Annotated in this window: 17 protein-coding genes and 1 pseudogene; 9 read left to right on the plus strand and 9 right to left on the minus strand. The window is 65.7% G+C overall.

All coding sequences use genetic code 11. The features are described 5' to 3' along the window. Positions 1–405 precede the first annotated feature (405 nt). Together MKAN_RS08995 and MKAN_RS09000 are read right to left on the minus strand one after the other, a co-directional pair. Positions 406–1,167 carry a sterol desaturase family protein gene (locus MKAN_RS08995; RefSeq protein WP_023367448.1) on the minus strand — a complete coding sequence of 254 codons (762 nt, stop codon included), beginning with the start codon at positions 1,165–1,167 and terminating at the stop codon, positions 406–408. Positions 1,168–1,177: 10 nt separating this feature from the next. After that, a complete protein-coding gene (locus tag MKAN_RS09000) occupies positions 1,178–1,780 on the minus strand; it encodes a TetR/AcrR family transcriptional regulator (RefSeq protein ID WP_129111786.1) in 603 nt (200 codons plus the stop codon). Between the two features lie 264 nt (positions 1,781–2,044). Here MKAN_RS09000 and MKAN_RS09005 point away from each other — a divergent pair, with 264 nt between their 5' ends. Further along, complete coding sequence (locus MKAN_RS09005; RefSeq protein WP_023367452.1) at positions 2,045–2,503, plus strand: VOC family protein; 459 nt, start codon at positions 2,045–2,047, stop codon at positions 2,501–2,503. Position 2,504: 1 nt separating this feature from the next. Here MKAN_RS09005 and MKAN_RS09010 read toward each other — a convergent pair whose 3' ends face one another. Beyond that, positions 2,505–4,199 carry an FAD-dependent oxidoreductase gene (locus MKAN_RS09010; protein WP_023367454.1) on the minus strand — a complete coding sequence of 565 codons (1,695 nt, stop codon included), beginning with the start codon at positions 4,197–4,199 and terminating at the stop codon, positions 2,505–2,507. Positions 4,200–4,205: 6 nt separating this feature from the next. After that, positions 4,206–5,231, minus strand: a complete 1,026-nt coding sequence (locus MKAN_RS09015) for an AurF N-oxygenase family protein (protein WP_023367456.1) — start codon at positions 5,229–5,231, stop codon at positions 4,206–4,208. A gap of 218 nt (positions 5,232–5,449) precedes the next feature. Between MKAN_RS09015 and serC the strand changes: the two genes are divergently transcribed. Together serC and sepH are read left to right on the plus strand one after the other, a co-directional pair. Further along, positions 5,450–6,580, plus strand: a complete 1,131-nt coding sequence (gene serC, locus MKAN_RS09020) for a phosphoserine transaminase (protein ID WP_036445619.1) — start codon at positions 5,450–5,452, stop codon at positions 6,578–6,580. A gap of 120 nt (positions 6,581–6,700) precedes the next feature. Continuing rightward, entirely contained in the window at positions 6,701–7,450 is a 750-nt protein-coding gene (sepH, locus tag MKAN_RS09025) for a septation protein SepH (protein WP_023367460.1), read from the plus strand. Between the two features lies 1 nt (position 7,451). Here the strand turns inward: sepH and MKAN_RS09030 are convergent, their stop codons facing one another. Genes MKAN_RS09030 through MKAN_RS09040 form a run of 3 tightly spaced genes read right to left on the minus strand, consistent with a single transcriptional unit; the run spans position 7,452 to position 9,000 of the window. Then, entirely contained in the window at positions 7,452–7,748 is a 297-nt protein-coding gene (locus MKAN_RS09030) for a DUF2537 domain-containing protein (protein ID WP_023367462.1), read from the minus strand. After that, positions 7,745–8,572, minus strand: coding sequence for a TrmH family RNA methyltransferase (locus MKAN_RS09035; RefSeq protein ID WP_023367464.1), 828 nt, complete (start codon positions 8,570–8,572; stop codon positions 7,745–7,747). The genes MKAN_RS09030 and MKAN_RS09035 overlap by 4 nt, the downstream gene beginning before the upstream one ends. Next, positions 8,569–9,000 (minus strand): Rv0880 family HTH-type transcriptional regulator, encoded by a 432-nt coding sequence (locus MKAN_RS09040; protein WP_023367466.1) that lies wholly within the window; start codon positions 8,998–9,000, stop codon positions 8,569–8,571. The genes MKAN_RS09035 and MKAN_RS09040 overlap by 4 nt, the downstream gene beginning before the upstream one ends. A gap of 882 nt (positions 9,001–9,882) precedes the next feature. Here MKAN_RS09040 and MKAN_RS09045 point away from each other — a divergent pair. Further along, on the plus strand, positions 9,883–10,158 hold the full coding sequence (locus MKAN_RS09045; protein ID WP_023367471.1) for a DUF2530 domain-containing protein: 276 nt from the start codon (positions 9,883–9,885) through the stop codon (positions 10,156–10,158). Positions 10,159–10,196: 38 nt separating this feature from the next. Then, positions 10,197–10,652, plus strand: a complete 456-nt coding sequence (locus MKAN_RS09050) for an SRPBCC family protein (protein ID WP_023367473.1) — start codon at positions 10,197–10,199, stop codon at positions 10,650–10,652. Here MKAN_RS09050 and MKAN_RS09055 read toward each other — a convergent pair. After that, a complete protein-coding gene (locus MKAN_RS09055; RefSeq protein WP_023367475.1) occupies positions 10,649–11,452 on the minus strand; it encodes a DUF3027 domain-containing protein in 804 nt (267 codons plus the stop codon). The genes MKAN_RS09050 and MKAN_RS09055 overlap by 4 nt on opposite strands. A gap of 196 nt (positions 11,453–11,648) precedes the next feature. Between MKAN_RS09055 and MKAN_RS09060 the strand changes: the two genes are divergently transcribed. The 4 genes and pseudogenes from MKAN_RS09060 to MKAN_RS32950 all read left to right on the plus strand — a co-directional run. After that, the gene (locus MKAN_RS09060; protein WP_023367477.1) at positions 11,649–13,241 is read left to right on the plus strand and encodes an MFS transporter; all 1,593 of its coding nucleotides are present in this window, start codon (positions 11,649–11,651) and stop codon (positions 13,239–13,241) included. Beyond that, on the plus strand, positions 13,238–13,729 hold the full coding sequence (locus MKAN_RS09065; RefSeq protein ID WP_023367479.1) for a DUF2771 domain-containing protein: 492 nt from the start codon (positions 13,238–13,240) through the stop codon (positions 13,727–13,729). Before MKAN_RS09060 ends, MKAN_RS09065 begins: the two co-directional genes overlap by 4 nt. Before the next feature lie 42 nt (positions 13,730–13,771). Next, positions 13,772–13,996 carry a hypothetical protein gene (locus MKAN_RS28715; protein WP_023367481.1) on the plus strand — a complete coding sequence of 75 codons (225 nt, stop codon included), beginning with the start codon at positions 13,772–13,774 and terminating at the stop codon, positions 13,994–13,996. Positions 13,997–14,075: 79 nt separating this feature from the next. Further along, positions 14,076–14,275 (plus strand): annotated as a pseudogene (locus MKAN_RS32950) (hypothetical protein); the annotation flags it as partial. Between the two features lie 1,042 nt (positions 14,276–15,317). Here MKAN_RS32950 and MKAN_RS09080 read toward each other — a convergent pair. Then, positions 15,318–16,322 carry a glutathione S-transferase family protein gene (locus MKAN_RS09080; RefSeq protein WP_036445623.1) on the minus strand — a complete coding sequence of 335 codons (1,005 nt, stop codon included), beginning with the start codon at positions 16,320–16,322 and terminating at the stop codon, positions 15,318–15,320. Positions 16,323–16,597: the final 275 nt, after the last annotated feature.

Raw genomic sequence — 16,597 nt, forward strand, 5'->3', positions numbered from 1 at the left:
TGAGGTGCTCGGCTGCACAGCGGGTTTCGCTACGTTACCGGTCTCGTAGCCCCGGTTGCTCAAACATCCTTTCCATGGTTGGCCAACCAGGCACGGAGCGGGCCCGGGTCGCTGATTCGTGGTGACCGTCCGGCCTTGGCGGGATACTCCTGTCGAGCCTTGGCCATGGGCCGGTTGGTCGCCGACAAAGACGCTGTGAGGCAGGGCCGTCGGGGGATTCGGTGCCGCTTGTGGTTTCGTTCGACCCGTCGTTGTGATGGAGAAGTATTGGTGTTGAAACCAAAAAGTACCCGTGTCGAGATCTGAAAGTACCCATGGTGATACCAAAAGTATTCCTAATCAACTGATCACGCGCCGCGTTCGGCAAGTTGCTCGCCGGATGCCCGGGATCCCTGCGAGTACCGGTCATGCCTGCGACATGAGTGGCTGACGTGATCCGACCGGATTCTTGTACGTGCCAAACAGCCTGTCGCCGTAGGTCATCACCACGGAAAGGTTGGTGGGACGCCGCTCGGAATGATGCAATTCATGGCCCGACGCGGCCGGTAACAACCAGCGGGGATAAAACGTGATGTCGTATCCGCTGTGCGTGATCACCATTGCGGTCGTGTTGGTGATCGCATACGCGACCACCACCAGCGGATGCGCACCAACCAGCAGCGGCGGAACGTACAGGCACAGCATCACCATCAAGCCTTCGACGGGATGCACGACGAAGTTGGTCCAGATGGTCAACGGCGACTGGACCCGGTGGTGCACGTAGTGGACCTTCTCAAACACAAAGCGGCTGCCGTGCTCTAGCCGGTGCCACCAATAGGTCAGAAATTCGCCGACCACCATGAAACCGATGAGTTGGGCCACAAAGACAGGCGGCGTCGGCGCGGCATCCGGGACCGCGGCCGTCCAGACGTGAAACGTCGCGTGCAGCACGAACAGCAAAACGGCCGCGCCGACATAGGTCGACATGATCCGAATTCCGAGCGTCGTGGCCGCTTTGGCCGAGATCCGCCGGTAGATCGCGACATCCACTATCGAAAAGCCGATGCCGGTCAGCAAGACGACCGCGACGACGACGGGCAGAAAATACAGCGGAAATTCGAAGAAGCCGACACCCAACAGGTTCAATAGCTCATCCCAGATCGGTTGGAAAGGCGATACCTGACTCATGGGTCCGCTCCTAGTTGTGGTGAGTAGTACCGGTAAGTAAGCGCTGTGCCGCCGTCCGCAGCTCTTCGATGCACTGCTCGACGCTGATATCGCCGACACCCAGCAATGCCAGGTCGGCGAAAAAGACCCGCCCAAGCAACGTCATCGACGGGTCAAGGGTGGCCGGCATGTTGTCGACGGCACCGGCCAACAACGCGCGGAACATCTCACGCACACCCCGGCGAAACTCGTCGGCGACCGGGCCCTGCGCCAGCACCGACGCCATGGTGGCCCGAACCATCGACAAATCCGACGCTGCCTCGTGCACCACCTGTTCGATCGCGACGTCGATGGCGCCAACCGTCTCCCCGGCTGCCTCGATGACCTGCGGCAAGCGCGCCGCAACGTCATGACCCCAGGCCAGCGCGGCCTCGCAGACGACATGTTCCTTGGACGCGAAGTAGCGGTACGTCGTCGCCCTCGATACCCCTGCTGTCGTGGCGATCAACTCCATGCCCACGGCCTCATGACCGTGCTCGCGGATCAGCTGTCGCGCTGCCTGAAGCAGCCGGGTACGTACTTCCAGCTGACGCGCGTCCATCGTGCGATGGATGGTCAATCGGGCAGCGCACACGCGGGCATCCTCGTCGGCTAATACTGAGACATATGGTGAAACAGTTGTATCAACAGCAGTCGACACATCTATATCAGTTCGCTACGTCACATCGCAAGAGGTGGCCCGACCCGCGGCGCGCCCGGCGGCCGCACGGCTGTGCCGAGGCTTGCGACAGTAAGCGCCGCTGCCGTCGCCGACTGCGCGATGAAAATCGCCGCCACGTTCGGTCAGTACCTGTGAGCCCCGCGCGGGCGATACCAACTATCCAAAGGAGCGAGCAACGTGGCAATCACCGTGGAACCCGCATTGTCCCCCCACCTCGTCGTCGACGACGCCGCGGCGGCGATCGACTTCTATGTCAAGGCCTTCGACGCCGTTGAGCTGGGACGCATACCAGGGCCCGACGGCAAACTCATCCACGCCGCCCTGCGCATCAACGGCTTCCTGGTGATGCTCAACGACGACTTCCCGGAAACCTGCGGCGGCAAGTCCACGACACCGAGGTCACTGGGCGGCACCCCGGTCACCATCCACCTGACCGTCACCGATGTCGATACCAAGTTCCAGCGGGCAGTAGACGCCGGTGCCACCGTGGTAATCCCGTTGGCAGACCAGTTTTGGGGCGACCGATACGGAGTAGTCGCCGACCCGTTCGGCCACCACTGGTCACTGGGGCAACCCGTACGGGAGCTCAGCATGGACGAGATTCAAGAGGCCATGTCCGCGCAGGCAACCGGCTAGTTCAGGCCAGCTTGCGCAGCCGCGTCAGCAGGCGCCGTCGCAACGGCGGCGCCTGCTGGGCGACGGTCGCCGCCGCGAGCATGTCGCCGACGTCGGTGAACTTGTTGCGCGGCCGGCCGTCGCGGCTACCGCGGGCGACCTCGGCGGCATCGATGGCACGCCAGCCCCCGGCGTCGATGACGTCGGGCTGACGCGCGGCCACCAGCTGGTCCAGCGCCGACAGCCTGCCCGCAGGATCGGTGAGCTTGCCCGCATTGAAATCGGCCACGAGCGCCTGAACGGTTTGCCAAGAGCAGGATTTGTTGGTGCCGATGAAGCCCGTCGGCCCGCGCTTGATCCAGCCCGCGACATAGGCACCCGGCACCGGCTGCCCGGTACCCGGATTGACCACCCGCCCACCGTCGTTGGGCACGACGGCCGTTGCCTCGTCGAACGGCAGATCGCCAATCCGCTTGCCGCGGTAGCCGATTGACGTCAGCACCAGGCCGGCGTCAAGTCGGTGCACCTCATCGGTCCCGGTGACGGCGAACTCGATGCCGGTGGCCCGTTGAGGTCCCAGGACGCGCCGGGGCGTGAGCCGATAGGCCAGCCGGATTCGTGGGCGCGACGCCGGGACCGACCCGTCGCCCAGGGTGCTCAGGATCTGCAGCTTGGCTTTCGTCAAGGGTGCCGAGGCGGTTGCCAAGTCCTCGAGGACCCGCTTGTGGTCGTCGCGGTCGAGCACCACGTCGGATGCAGCGGTAAGCCCGACCAACTCCGGCAGGGTGAACGCCGAGTGAGCGGGTCCGCGGCGGGCAGCGATCACCACCTCACGGACCGCCGAGCCGCGGAACGCCTGCAGCGCATGATCGGCGATGTCGGTTCGGGCCAGGTCCCCGGGGTCGGCGGTGAGCACCCGCGCCAGGTCGAGAGCGACATTGCCGTTGCCGATGATCACCACCCGTTCGTGGCCGAGATCGACTGGGAAATCGACGAACTCGGGGTGACCGTTGATCCACGCGACCAACTCCGTCGCGGTACCGGTGCCGGCTAGCCCCATCCCGTCGATGTTGAGGCGACGGTCGTCGGGCGCGCCGACTGCATACACCACGGCGTGGTGGTGGGCCAACAGATCGGCGTGTGTGAGGTGCTTGCCAATCTCGACATTCAGATAGAAGCGGAACCGATCGTGGCTGGCGACCCGGTCGAATAGGGCCGTAACCCTCTTGGTGTTCGGGTGATCCGGTGCCACCCCGGCGCGCACCAGACCGTAGGGCGTGGGCAGCATCTCGAAGACATTGACGTGCACGCCCGGTTGGACCAGCAGCTCGTCGGCGGCGTACATCGCCGCGGGCCCGGATCCGACAATGGCAACGGTCAGCGGATGACGGCGCGCACGCACCGCGGCGGCCGGGATCACCGGGGCCAGTTTCGACGTCGGCGGCAGCTTCGCGTCGGCCGGCCGCTTCGGATAATACGAGGCGTTGATCTCGACGAACGGCAGTTGCCGCGATTCCAGCCTGCTGTCTGGCGCGATGGCGCCGACCGGGCAGGCGCTCACGCAGGCGCCACAGTCGACGCACGCCACCGGATCGATATACAGCATCTCCGACGTCGCAAAGCCCGGCTCGTCCGGTGAGGGGTGGATGCAATTGACCGGGCACGCAAAGACGCATGACGCGTCATTGCAGCATGACTGGGTAATAACGTGCGGCATAAAGGCTTACGCGGCCGGCATGGTGGCCATGTGTTGACGCTGCGGCTCGCTGCGATAGCGCGACGGCTCACCGTTGATCTTGCACAGCCGCCACATGAGCCGGGCCAGGCGACTTTCCATCAACCCGGTGTCGTAAGCCAGCATCCGTACGTCGGCGAACATGTCGCGCAACCACTTCCGCGACTCGGGCGACCGGAAGAACAGCTCCTTCTTCACCTCACGCGGGATGTCGAATTCCTCCCAGAACGCCTTGGGCGGCACCACGATTGCGTTGCACAGCATCCGCATGGTCAGCGGGAAGTACAGCGACGTCCAGAATCGCTGCCGCTTGGTCAACTGCGGCAATCGCTTACGCAGAAATTCGTGCGCGAAGGAGATGTGGCGAGCTTCCTCGGCCACGTGAATGGACATCACCCGCTCCATGATCGGATGCAGCGCCTTGCCCTCGCGCAACACATTTTTTTGGGTGTGGTCGATGGGCTCCTCACCGGCGAGTACCCCGATGAAGAAGGCCACTGGCAGCGGGCCGGCCACCAGCGGGATGAACGGCGAAACCCAGCGCAGCCGCCGCGGCATTCCCGGAACGTCGGCGCCGACGCGGTTGATCATCTCCTGGAACATCATGGTGTGGTTGCACTCTTCAACGGATTCGTGCAGGCAATACCGATATTCCGGTGACCCGTTGGGCATCCAGAACGTGTAGTTCATCAGGCCGCGGATCAGGATGGACTCGAAGTGCAGCCCGACCTTGGCCACGTTGGCCTGGCGCCACATCCCGATCTTGATCTTGCGCTCGTCGGGCTGCGCCAGATACCAGGGGTGGCGGCCCAACGGGTCCGTCGCCGGGAGGATCCACCGGGGATCGTTGTCGGTGACCGCGAACTCCGGTGACTCCCAGTCGATGTCGGTGTACGGGTTGAAGTTTCGCCGCACCGACCCCTCGGACAGTGTGGCGAGCATCTCCACGTACTCGGTATCGTCCCGAACCTCCATGTTGCGGCGCCAACGCCGAACCATCCGCGTCTTGTCCACTGAGAAGCCTCCCCAATGAGGTTTGTGTTGAGGTTTACCTTCGGACTTCTGATAAACACGGTACCGCTGGTACCGGGAATTCTCCAGACCCGCGGGCAGGCTGTGGCCTGGCCCGTATCGATCGATTGAGTGTGACGCTGCTCACGTCGGCTGGCTTGACGCGGCATTATTCGGCCCGCGTGGTCGCCGGTCCCCCACCGCTCACTACCCTGATTGCCATGGCCGACCAGCTCACGACTGCCCTCGAAATTCCTGCTGACCTCAAACCCCGCGACGGGCGCTTCGGGTCGGGCCCGTCCAAGGTGCGGCCCGAGCAATTGCAGGCGCTGACCACCACCGCGGCGGCATTGTTCGGCACCTCGCACCGGCAGTCGCCGGTCAAGAATCTGGTAGGCCGGGTCCGCACCGGCCTGGCCGAGCTGTTCTCCCTGCCCGACGGTTACCAGGTGATTCTGGGCAACGGCGGCGCGACGGCCTTTTGGGACGCCGCCGCGTTCGGGCTGATCGACAAGCGCTCATTGCATCTGGCCTACGGCGAGTTCAGCGCGAAGTTCGCCTCAGCCGTCGCCAAGAACCCGTTCGTGGGCGACCCGATCATCATCAAGGCGGACCCGGGCGACGCGCCGCAGCCGCAGGCCGACCCGTCGGTGGACGTTGTCGCCTGGGCTCACAACGAGACGTCGACCGGGGTGGCGGTGCCGGTGCGACGTCCCGCCGGCTCGGGCGACGCGCTGATCGTCATCGACGCCACCTCGGGCGCCGGCGGTCTGCCGGTCGACATCACCGAGGCCGATGCATATTACTTCGCGCCCCAAAAGAATTTCGCCAGCGACGGTGGCCTGTGGCTGGCGCTGATGAGCCCGGCCGCGCTGGCCCGCGTCGAGGCCATCGCGGCCTCGGGGCGCTGGGTTCCCGACTTCTTGTCGCTACCGATAGCGATCGAGAACAGTCTGAAGAACCAGACGTACAACACACCGGCTATCGGCACGCTGGCACTGCTGGCCGAACAGCTCGATTGGCTGCTGGGTAACGGCGGCCTGGAGTGGGCGGTCAAGCGGACGGCGGACTCCTCGCAGCGGTTGTACTCATGGGCGCAGGAGCGGCCGTACACCACGCCGTTCGTGACCGACCCGGAGTTGCGGTCGCAGGTAGTGGGCACGATCGACTTCGTCGACGAGGTCGACGCCGCGGCCGTGGCCAAGACCTTGCGGGCAAACGGCATCGTCGACACCGAGCCGTACCGCAAACTGGGCCGCAACCAGTTGCGGGTGGCGATGTTCCCCGCCGTCGAACCCGACGACGTCAGCGCCCTCACCCAATGCATCGACTGGGTGGTCGAGCGGCTTTAACCTGCTCGTTATCCACCCGCAACCGTCCCGCGTGTCAGCGCGGGTTGCGGGGGTGGCTGCATTAAAGTGCGCACGTAACAGGTCCGGTGCTCAGAGGCACGGAGCCTGCGAGGAGAAGCCATGCGGGAACTCAAACTGGTTGGACTGGATGCCGACGGCAAATACCTCATCTGCGAGGGCGCCAAACCGGCCGAAACATTCAAGCTGCCGGCCGACGACCGATTGCGGGCGGTCCTGAGCGGCAATACGACGCACCCGGTTCAACCGCACCTGGACATGGAAATAACGAATATGTTGAGTCCCAAGGAAATTCAGGCCAGGATCCGCGCCGGGGCATCGGTGGAGCAGGTGGCCGCGGCGTCGGGCTCCGATCTGGCGCGCATTCAGCGATTCGCCCACCCGGTGTTGCTGGAACGGTCGCGTGCCGCCGAGCTGGCAACGGCCGCGCACCCGATGCTGTCGGACGGCCCCGCGGTGCTGACGCTGCTCGAAACCATCACCGCCGCGCTGCTGACGCGTGGCCTCAACCCGGAGAAACTCAGCTGGGACGCGTGGCGCAACGAAGACGGCCGCTGGACCGTGCAGCTTGCATGGCAGGCCGGCCACTCCGATAACCTCGCGCACTTCCGCTTCACACCGGGCGCGCATGGCGGCACCGTCACCGCGATCGACGACGCGGCCAGTGAGCTGATCGACCCGGACTTCAAACCTCGGCAGCTGGCTCCGGTGGCCCACCTCGCCTTCGACGAACCCGCGAAGCCGGCACCCGCCCCGGCGGCGGAACCACCAGCCAGCCATCGACGGGGCAAGCCGGCCATCCCGGCCTGGGAGGACGTCCTGCTCGGCGTGCGCTCCGGCGGGCAGCGCTGAGCTAAGCACGCCCCAACCCGGTCATCGCGAGCAGCGTCAACCACGCCACCGCTACCCCTACTCCTGCACCCAGGACAAACCAGCGCAGCACCGGAGTGCGCCGCCAGCCCCAGAGGGTCGGCGCCAGCCCGCCGACCGCCACGATGTTGAGCCCGACCGCCAGCAATGCGTGCACTCGGATCAGTCCCAGGCTGAGCACCACCATCCCGACCCCGGTCGCGGCGGCGACAAAACCGGCTACCACCAAACCCGTTGCCCACGGGACAGATTCGTCGCGATCTTCGAGCTCTCGGCTCACGGGCAGAGCCTAGCCCGCTCGTAGAACGCCAACGCCGCCGCCGTCGCCACGTTGAGGGAGTCGGTGCCCCGCGACATCGGGATCCGCACCCGCAGATCGCTGATCCGCAGCGCGGCGGCGGTCAGTCCCGGCCCCTCGGCGCCCACCAGCAACGCAATCGGTTGCTCACGTACCGCGTCCATGGCCTCGCCCAGTTCGCGGGCATCGCCGTGCGGGGTCATCGCCAACAGTCGAAAGCCCAGTTGCTGCAACATCAACAAGTCTGCGGGCCAGTCGGCTGCTCGGGCGTAGGGCACCAGCAAAGCGTGCCCCATCGACACCCGGACCGCACGACGGTACAGCGGGTCGGCGCAACCGCTGCCGAAGACCACCGCGTCCACGCCCAGCCCCGCCGCGTTGCGAAAGATCGAGCCCAGGTTCTCGTGATCGTTGACCCCCTCGAGCACGACGACGGTGCGAGCACCGTCGACCACTTGGGCCACTGTGAGCTCCGGTAACCGGCTTGCCGAGGCCAGCACCCCCCGGTTGAGGTGAAATCCGACGGCCCGCGCCATGACTTCCGCGGAGGCTCGATAGTAGGGGGCCGTGCTGCCGGTCAAGTCATCTCTGAGCTCGGCCAGCCTGCGGTCGGTGCCGAGCATTGCTCGCGGGGTAAAGCGCGAAGCCAGCATGCGCTGCACGACCAGCACACCCTCGGCGATCACCAGGCCCTTCCCGGACGGCAGGTCGGGCCTGCGGTCGACGCTGTTCAGGTCGCGGAAATCGTCGAGGCGCGGATCGTCGGGATCGCTGATGTCTTGAACGTCGACGTCGAAACCGGTCACGGGCTTTCGTCGACCAGTGCCATCATGATGTCGGCGGCGTGGCGCAGGGTGTCACGTTTGCCGCTGTCGAGCGTCGCAAGCCGTTCGGCCAGCCACTCCTGACGGGCTCGCCGTGCAGCCCTGACCAAGTCCGCGCCGGCTTGGGATACCGACACCAGCACCTGACGGCCGTCGACGGGATGCGGGGCGCGGTCCACCAGGCCCACGTCGGCCAGGGAGGCGATCACCCGGGTCATCGACGGTGGGCGGACCCGCTCCCGGATCGCCAGAGCGCCGGGCGTCATCGCGCCCTCGTTGGCCAGGGTTGTCAATGCCGACAGCTGCGATAAGGACACCGGAGATGACGGATTCCGGAATCGAAGTTGGCGCGCCAGACGCATGACCGCCAGCGACAAGTCGCTCGCCAGCTGCGCATCGCTGTCAGGCACAGCGCGAGGTTACAACGGAACCCCAATGCTCGCGATCAGAACGACGGCAAACGATTACGCCCCCACCTTGAGTCCGCACCCCGTCGCCACACTCCCCCGGCATGCTGAAACCGTTGCGCCGCTCTGTCCAGCAGCGTCACATCCATACCAGCTGTCACATCGGTCGCTGCACGGGTAGACACCCGAGAGGCCCAGGACGCTATTAGGACCCTGTGTCGACTCGCCCACCGCATGCGTCATCTCGTTCGGTGATCTGTTGGGCGATGAAAAGCCGTCCCGAGGCCACACGGCTGCCGGTCACCGATGTCTGCACCCGCAGCTTGGGCTGCGCGCACACCTTGGCGTCGGTTTTCGGCCACGCCAATGCTCGCGGCTTTGCTCAAACCTCTTGTGATGGCGGGTGTTCGGGGGCGGACAGCAGAAGAATCGCGTGCTCACCGGGCCGACGGTCATGCCCGCCATACGGAGTGTGCAGTGACGGCTTTGATCGTGCGCGTAGGGCGGGAAGATCCGCGGCGGCCCGCCCTGACGGCACGCTCGGCGCCCTGAAGGCACGCTCGGCACCATCGCTGCACACTCGACGCCCGCGGCGCCAGCGCAAACCGACACCCTGAGCGACATGACCGCCTCCGATGAGCCCGCGCGCCCCTGATGACGGGTTGCGGACGTGATGGGGCCGCCGAATCACCCCGTAAGCGTCAACCACGACCCGAGCGCACCCCGACACGCACCCAGCCGCACCAGGCCACGATTTACATCTCCCCACCTCGGGGTGCAGCCCCTTCAGCGCTCCTAGTGACACCCCTCGGCGCCGGGCACCCCCAGGCGCTCCCGTTCCGCCCGTACAGCGCCCGGCATCGCGGCGAGCTATGTTGAAACCCGATGAGCGACGAACCCGACCACAATCTCGAGCCGCCACCTTTACCGGCAGCGCTACTGGAAGTGTGGCCGGTCATCGCGGTCGGCGCACTCGGCTGGGTGGCTGCCGCGGTGGCCGCGTTCGCCGTACCCAGTCTTCAGACATGGCGTCCGGTGACAGTGGCCGGCCTCGCGGTGGGGTTGCTCGGCACGGGCATCTTCGTCTGGCAACTTGCTGCCGCCCGCCGCGGTGCTCGCGGCGCTCAAGCCGGACTCGAGACGTATCTGGACCAACAATAAGACCAAAATAGTGGCGCAAAACACATCTGGGAGGACAAATGGTAGCTCCGCTGCTACAGGCACAGGTTGACATCGATGCGCCGCCCTCGAAAGTCTGGGCGCTGATATCCGATTTGCGGCGAATGCCGCAATGGAGCCCGCAGTGTCGCTGGACGCACCAATTCGGTCCGCTGCGCCGTGGAGCCCGCACCCTTAACCTCAACCGCCGCAACCGGTTGTTCTGGCCGACAACCTGCACTGTCGTCGAGGTCATCCCGGAGCAGAAGCTGGCGTTCCGGGTCGACACCAACCGCAGCATCTGGAGCTACGAGCTGGAGCCGAACGGCGAGGGCACCCGGGTCACCGAGAGCCGCCACGCCGAAAACGGGGTCAGCGCGTTTTCCAACTTGTCGGTCAACGCCCTCTTGGGTGGCACCACGAACTTCGAACGCGAATTGGTCGACGGCATGAACACCTCGCTGGCGAAGATCAAGGCGGCCGCCGAAAAAGGCTAATCGGACGATTCCGGCGGCTTCTCCCAGATATCGAGCACCCCGTCGTCGTACGGGTCATACATCGGGGAGCCGCTGCCCGCCGGGGCCGGGGTGTCGGAATGCGCGCCGCAACCGTAATGCTTGTCGACGACATGGCCATCGGCCGACAATTCGTTACCACACACCCCGAACATTGCGCCCAGCGCTCCGGCGAGCGGCAGGAAGAACCCGCAGTCGCGGCAGACTCGTTTGGTCGACCGTGCCATCGCCGAGTCGGGGCCGTAGTCGCCGTTGTGCCAGCGCTCCGCCGCGCCGGCGCGGCCCCACGCGCTCAGCACCCAGCGTCGGCCGAACCCGATCTCGGCAGCGGTCTCGTCGACCTGCGGGTCGCCGCTGGCGCTATAGCCCGGTACCAGCCGCGGGTCATCCTTGGCCGGCGCCAGCAAGTCTCCCGGGCTCAAATCTCCCGGCTGTACCCGCCGCTCCCAGGGCACCCAGGGCGGCGCCAGCAAGGCCGTTGGGCCGGGGACCAGGACCACCTCGCTGATGGTGGCACGATCGGCACCAGCATGGGCAGCGACGACGACGGCCCACTGCCATCCCTGGTACCCGGGCAAATGCGCAAGGAATCGGTGTGTCGCCGCATTGGGATCTTCGTAGCCGACACCGAGGTAGTCTCCGACCGCATCGGGCCCGCTGAACTCGGCGACCGCCGCCCTGGCCTGGTCCACCGCGCCGGTGAGCACCGACGCCAAATCTTGCGGCCACTCGGCCACGGTCGCCACGGCGGATTCCACCGACTTCTCCAAGGGTCCGGTCACACTCTTCCCTCTCTGCACTGCGTATCCATACTGCCGGAAGACACGGTGGACGAGCCACACCCGGTTGCCTACGCGTGGAGACGGGATAAGCCAGAATTGATGCGTGTCTGCACGGCGGCGTGATCACCCGGGCCGTACGGCTGCTCCGGCTGGGGGCCGCCGGAGCCGGAACGGATCGGTCAACGAGCACCCCGGCATGGCCAACTATCCCGCTGACGACGCGGACTATCGACGCCCGCGCCGTCCGCCGCCCATGCCGAGCGCCAACCGCTACCTCCCGCCGCTGGGTCAGGAGCAGGAACGCCAGCGCGACAGCCAGCCGCCGCCGCGCGAGTTCAACGGCGGCGAACGGATCACCGTCACCCGGGCCGCGGCGATGCGCAGCCGCGAAATGGGCTCGCGGATGTATTGGATGGTGCAGCGTGCCGCCACCGCCGACGGCGCCGACAAGTCGGGCCTGACCGCGCTGACCTGGCCGGTGATGGCCAACTTCGCGGTCGACTCCGCGATGGCGGTTGCGCTGGCCAACACCTTGTTCTTTGCCGCAGCCAGCGGTGAAAGCAAATCGCGGGTCGCTCTTTACCTATTGATCACCATCGCGCCGTTCGCCGTAATCGCGCCGCTGATCGGTCCCGCGCTGGACAAGCTGCAGCACGGCCGACGGGTGGCGCTGGCTCTGTCGTTCGGACTTCGGACCGCCTTGGCACTGGTGTTGATCATGAATTACGACGGCGCCACCGGTAGCTTCCCGTCGTGGGTGCTCTATCCGTGCGCGCTGGCCATGATGGTGTTCTCGAAATCATTCAGCGTGCTGCGCAGCGCGGTGACACCGCGGGTGATGCCGCCGACGATCGATTTGGTGCGGGTCAACTCCCGGCTGACGGTGTTCGGTCTGCTCGGCGGCACCATGGCCGGCGGTGCCGTCGCCGCCGGAGTCGAGTTCGGCTGTACCCATCTGTTGGAACTTCCGGGCGCGTTGTTCGTCGTCGTCGCGATCACCATCGCCGGCGCTGTTTTGTCCATGCGGATTCCAAGCTGGGTCGAGGTGACCACCGGCGAGGTGCCGGCCACTCTGAGCTACCACCGCGACGCCGGCAAGGCGCGGCGAAGCTGGCCGGAGGAAGTCAAGAACCTCGGTGGAACACTGCGACAGCCGTTGGGCCGCAACATCATTACCTCGTTGTGGGGCAACTGCACCATCAAGGTGATGGTCGGCTTCCTGTTCTTGTATCCGGCGTTCGTCGCCAAGGCCCACGACGCCGACGGGTGGGTTCAGTTGGCCATGTTGGGCCTGATCGGCGCAGCGGCCGCGATCGGCAACTTCGCCGGCAATTTCACCAGCGCCCGCCTGCAACTGGGCCGGCCGGCGGTGCTGGTCGTGCGCTGCACCGTGGTGGTGACGGTGTTCGCGCTGGCGGCCGCGGTGGCCGGCAATCTGGTGGCGGCCGCCATTGCGACCCTGTTCACGTCGGGCTGCAGCGCAATCGCAAAAGCCTCGCTGGACGCCTCGCTGCAAGACGATCTACCCGAGGAATCGCGGGCGTCGGGGTTCGGCCGTTCGGAGTCGACGCTGCAGCTCGCCTGGGTGCTCGGCGGCGCGGTCGGCGTGTTGGTCTACACCGAATTGTGGGTCGGGTTCACCGTCGTCAGCGCCTTGCTGATCCTGGGTTTGGCGCAGACGATCGTAAGCTTCCGGGGTGACTCGTTGATACCGGGTCTCGGCGGTAATCGGCCGGTGCTGGCCGAGCAGGAGAGCACGCGTCGTGGCCCGGCGATGATGCCGCAGTGAAACGTTGGGGCGTTGCGCTTCTCGCGGTCGTGGTGTTGCTGTTGTCCGTCGGGGCGGGGCTTGGCGCGTGGCTGCTGGTGCGCGATTCCGGTCCGCAGCGACCTGAGATCAGTGCGTACTCACACGGGCACCTGACCCGCGTGGGTCCGTACATGTATTGCAACGTGTTGCGGCTCAACGAGTGTGAGACACCGCAGACCCAGGGCGAACTGCCGGTGAACGAACGCGATCCGGTGCAGCTCTCGGTGCCGCAAGCCATTTCGCGGGCACCGTGGCGACTCCTGCAGCTCTACGAGGATCCCGCCGATGCCGCCGCCACCATCTTTCGGCCCGACAGCCGGCTCGCGGTCACCATCCCCACCGTCGACCCGCATCGGGGCCGACTGACCGGGATTGTGGTGCAATTGTTGACGTTGGTGGTCGACCCCGCCTCCGGCGAGTTGCGCGAGGCGCCACACGCGGAATGGTCTGTGCGCCTGGTATTTTGACGCCGAAGTGCGGGCGACGAAGAGGGTGGCTACACTGCCGCCATGCAGCAGGATCTGCGTGTCGATAGCGGTGGTCTGCAGACCATGGCCACCCGCTGGGGCGCTGCGGCGGGCGAACTGAACGCGACAGCGGCTCCGACGGGGCCGGGTTTGTCGGGTCAAGCCAGCGCTGTCGCGGTCGACGGCGCCCACGCCGATGTCACGGCGTTCTCGGCGGCGCTCGCCGCCACTGGCGATCTGCCGGGCCGCCCATGTCGTCGAGGCTGATACTCGCTACGTTGCCAACGAGACGGATTCGGCGAATATGCTGGCCGCCGTGGCCAGTCCGGTGATCCGCGCCTAGCACATGTCAGTGGTCCCCGCGTTTCCCACCCTTTCGCAGCTGTTGGCCTGGCCCACCGAGCATCTCACCGAGGCCGCTGACCACTGGGAGGCTGTCGGTGGGCGCTGCTACGGGTGGCCAACCAGGTCTGGCGAGACGCGCTAGCGGTGGATTGGCGAGGCGCGGCAGCCGACAGGCTGCGCACCGAGACGCGGAGGTCCGTTCACCGGAGGATCTTGCGAACCTGTGGAGGTGGGCCCAACAGAACGGGGTGGAAATCCCGAACGGCTATGGAGATCCCAGCAAAGGCATCCGCTACCGACTGCCAGACGGCACGATAATCTGGCAACGCTGGTCCGCCGAGTCCACCAGCAAGCCGGTCCTTGACTTCGATATCCCCAGTCAAGGGGGCTATACGAAGGTGCACATCAATCCGCGGGGCGACGTACCCGACATTCCAGCACCCCTCAGGCCGGGGCCACCTGAGCCGCCACCCGTCAGTCCGCCGGTCGAAACCCCCGCCGTGACCCGTCCACCCTCCGCACCGGCATCACCCGGTCGCGTACCGCCACCGGTCGGTATCGGCCCGGTACCGCCAGAATCCATCCCACACCCTGTTCACCCGCCCCACAGCCACCACGGGCCGCCGGTGCTGGGCAAAGACGAGCTACCTGACCTCGACGAATTCAACCCCGGATGACGCCTCTGACGTTTACTCCGACCAGTCGCTAAGACACGACAGCACAAGCACACCACCCAAGTATGGAGAATCATGACTCGACCCGATGAGAATAGGCGGCCGGTGAGCCAGCCAATCAAAGCGGCACAAGACCGGCTGCGCGCCGAGCTGCTCGTTAGTGCGCTGTACGACCTGGTGCCGCTGGCGGAGGTGGAATCGCTGATCACCCGCGGCGACCTTATTGAAACCCTTCCCGCCCGACAAGAGTTCGCGTTGCGAACCATCCGATCGCTCTTGGAAGACGGGCTCATGCAGATTGGGGACCTCCCCTACCCGGGCAAAAGTTCGCAGGCTGGGACCTCCCGATCGACGCCGCCACGCAGCGCGTCTATGACCTCTTCGTCCGCCATTATGACAACCGCGAATCGTGGGACCTCACGATCTGGCTGGGCCTCACGCCCGCCGGAGAACGACAAGCCCTCAAGCTCAAAGGTGACGCAGCGGACTGATCCCTCAGGCGCGCCAGCCATACCAGGGCGGCATGCCCGTCAACTCATTTAAGCCAGACACCTCGACGCCGGAATCCCCTACGCTCCGTGACCCGCCAACACCCGTTCCCCCTCGACCGGCGGACCTGGTGGCGCCCCATCGCCGAAAGGCCTGCCGCCCAATGCTTCCCGCCCATGTGGTGTGAGCCATCCGGCTAGCTCAGGCCCCTTGGGCACGATGCGTGTGGGATTGATGTCGGCGTGCACGATGTAGTAGTGCTGCTTGATCTGAGTGAAGTCGACCGTATCGCCGAAACCCGGCGTCTGGAACAGGTCTCGGGCATAGGCCCACAACACCGGCATCTCGGACAGCTTGGTTCGATTGCACTTGAAATGCCCGTGGTATACCGGGTCGAAGCGGACCAGCGTGGTGAACAGCCGCACGTCGGCCTCAGTGATGGTGTCCCCCAACAGGTATCGCTGCGCCGACAGGCGATCGCTGACCCAATCTAGCGCGGTGAACAGCCGGTCGTAGGCTGCGTCGTAGGCCTGCTGTGATCCGGCGAAACCGCAGCGGTAAACGCCGTTGTTGATCTCGGTGTAAACCCTCTTGCTCACCTCGTCGATCTCGTCCCGCAATGCCTCGGGGTACAGCTGCGGCGCGCCGTCGCGGTGGTATGCGGCCCACTCCGTGGAAAAGTCCAGGGTTATCTGCGCGAAATCGTTGGTGACCACCGCTCCGCTCCTCACGTCGACGATCGCGGGAACTGTGATGCCTTTCGGGTAGCCGGGGAAACGCTTGAAGTAGGCATCCTGAAGGCGGGGAATCTTGAGCACCGGGTCGACGCCGCCGGGATCAAGATCGAACGTCCAACTGCGCTCGTCGTGGGTTGGACCGCAAAAACCAATGGACAGAACGGGTTCCAGACCAAGCAGCCGACGGACGATGCTCGTGCGGTTGGCCCACGGACAGGCACGGGCAACGACAAGCCGATAGCGGCCCGGCTCGACCCGATAGCCGTCGCGTCCGTCGGCGGTGATACGGGTGGTGATGTAGTTGGTGTCGCGGTTGAATTCGCCTGTCCCGGCGACGTAAGCGGCCATGGTTTCCATGATGCCTTGGCGGACACACCGGGCGAAGCGCTTGACAGTTGGCGGTCGAACGCTGGCTCCGCCGAATCTCATAGCCGTGTGCTGCCGTCGTTTCCACCGCCCCGAGGGCACCGCGGCCACGGTCGCGATGGGTCACCGCCGGAGAACAGGACGCTACAGAAAGGTAACGCAACGAAAACAATCGTAGACGATGATTTCCACCGCTCCGTAGTGCAGTCACGGACTATCGCTGTATTCATCGGTCTGCTGTGCCCCGACGACGGTGT

Origin of the sequence: Mycobacterium kansasii ATCC 12478 (assembly GCF_000157895.3) — a bacterium.
Classification (GTDB): Bacteria; Actinomycetota; Actinomycetes; order Mycobacteriales; family Mycobacteriaceae; genus Mycobacterium; species Mycobacterium kansasii.

Excerpts from the sequence above, each read along its gene's own strand:
- MKAN_RS08995 (WP_023367448.1), bottom strand. The coding sequence starts at position 1,167 with ATGAGTCAGGTATCGCCTTTCCAACCGATCTGGGATGAGCTATTGAAC.
- MKAN_RS09010 (WP_023367454.1), bottom strand. The coding sequence starts at position 4,199 with ATGCCGCACGTTATTACCCAGTCATGCTGCAATGACGCGTCATGCGTC.
- serC (WP_036445619.1), top strand. The coding sequence starts at position 5,450 with ATGGCCGACCAGCTCACGACTGCCCTCGAAATTCCTGCTGACCTCAAA.
- sepH (WP_023367460.1), top strand. The coding sequence starts at position 6,701 with ATGCGGGAACTCAAACTGGTTGGACTGGATGCCGACGGCAAATACCTC.
- MKAN_RS09045 (WP_023367471.1), top strand. The coding sequence starts at position 9,883 with ATGAGCGACGAACCCGACCACAATCTCGAGCCGCCACCTTTACCGGCA.
- MKAN_RS09050 (WP_023367473.1), top strand. The coding sequence starts at position 10,197 with ATGGTAGCTCCGCTGCTACAGGCACAGGTTGACATCGATGCGCCGCCC.
- MKAN_RS09060 (WP_023367477.1), top strand. The coding sequence starts at position 11,649 with ATGGCCAACTATCCCGCTGACGACGCGGACTATCGACGCCCGCGCCGT.
- MKAN_RS28715 (WP_023367481.1), top strand. The coding sequence starts at position 13,772 with ATGCAGCAGGATCTGCGTGTCGATAGCGGTGGTCTGCAGACCATGGCC.
- MKAN_RS09080 (WP_036445623.1), bottom strand. The coding sequence starts at position 16,322 with ATGGCCGCTTACGTCGCCGGGACAGGCGAATTCAACCGCGACACCAAC.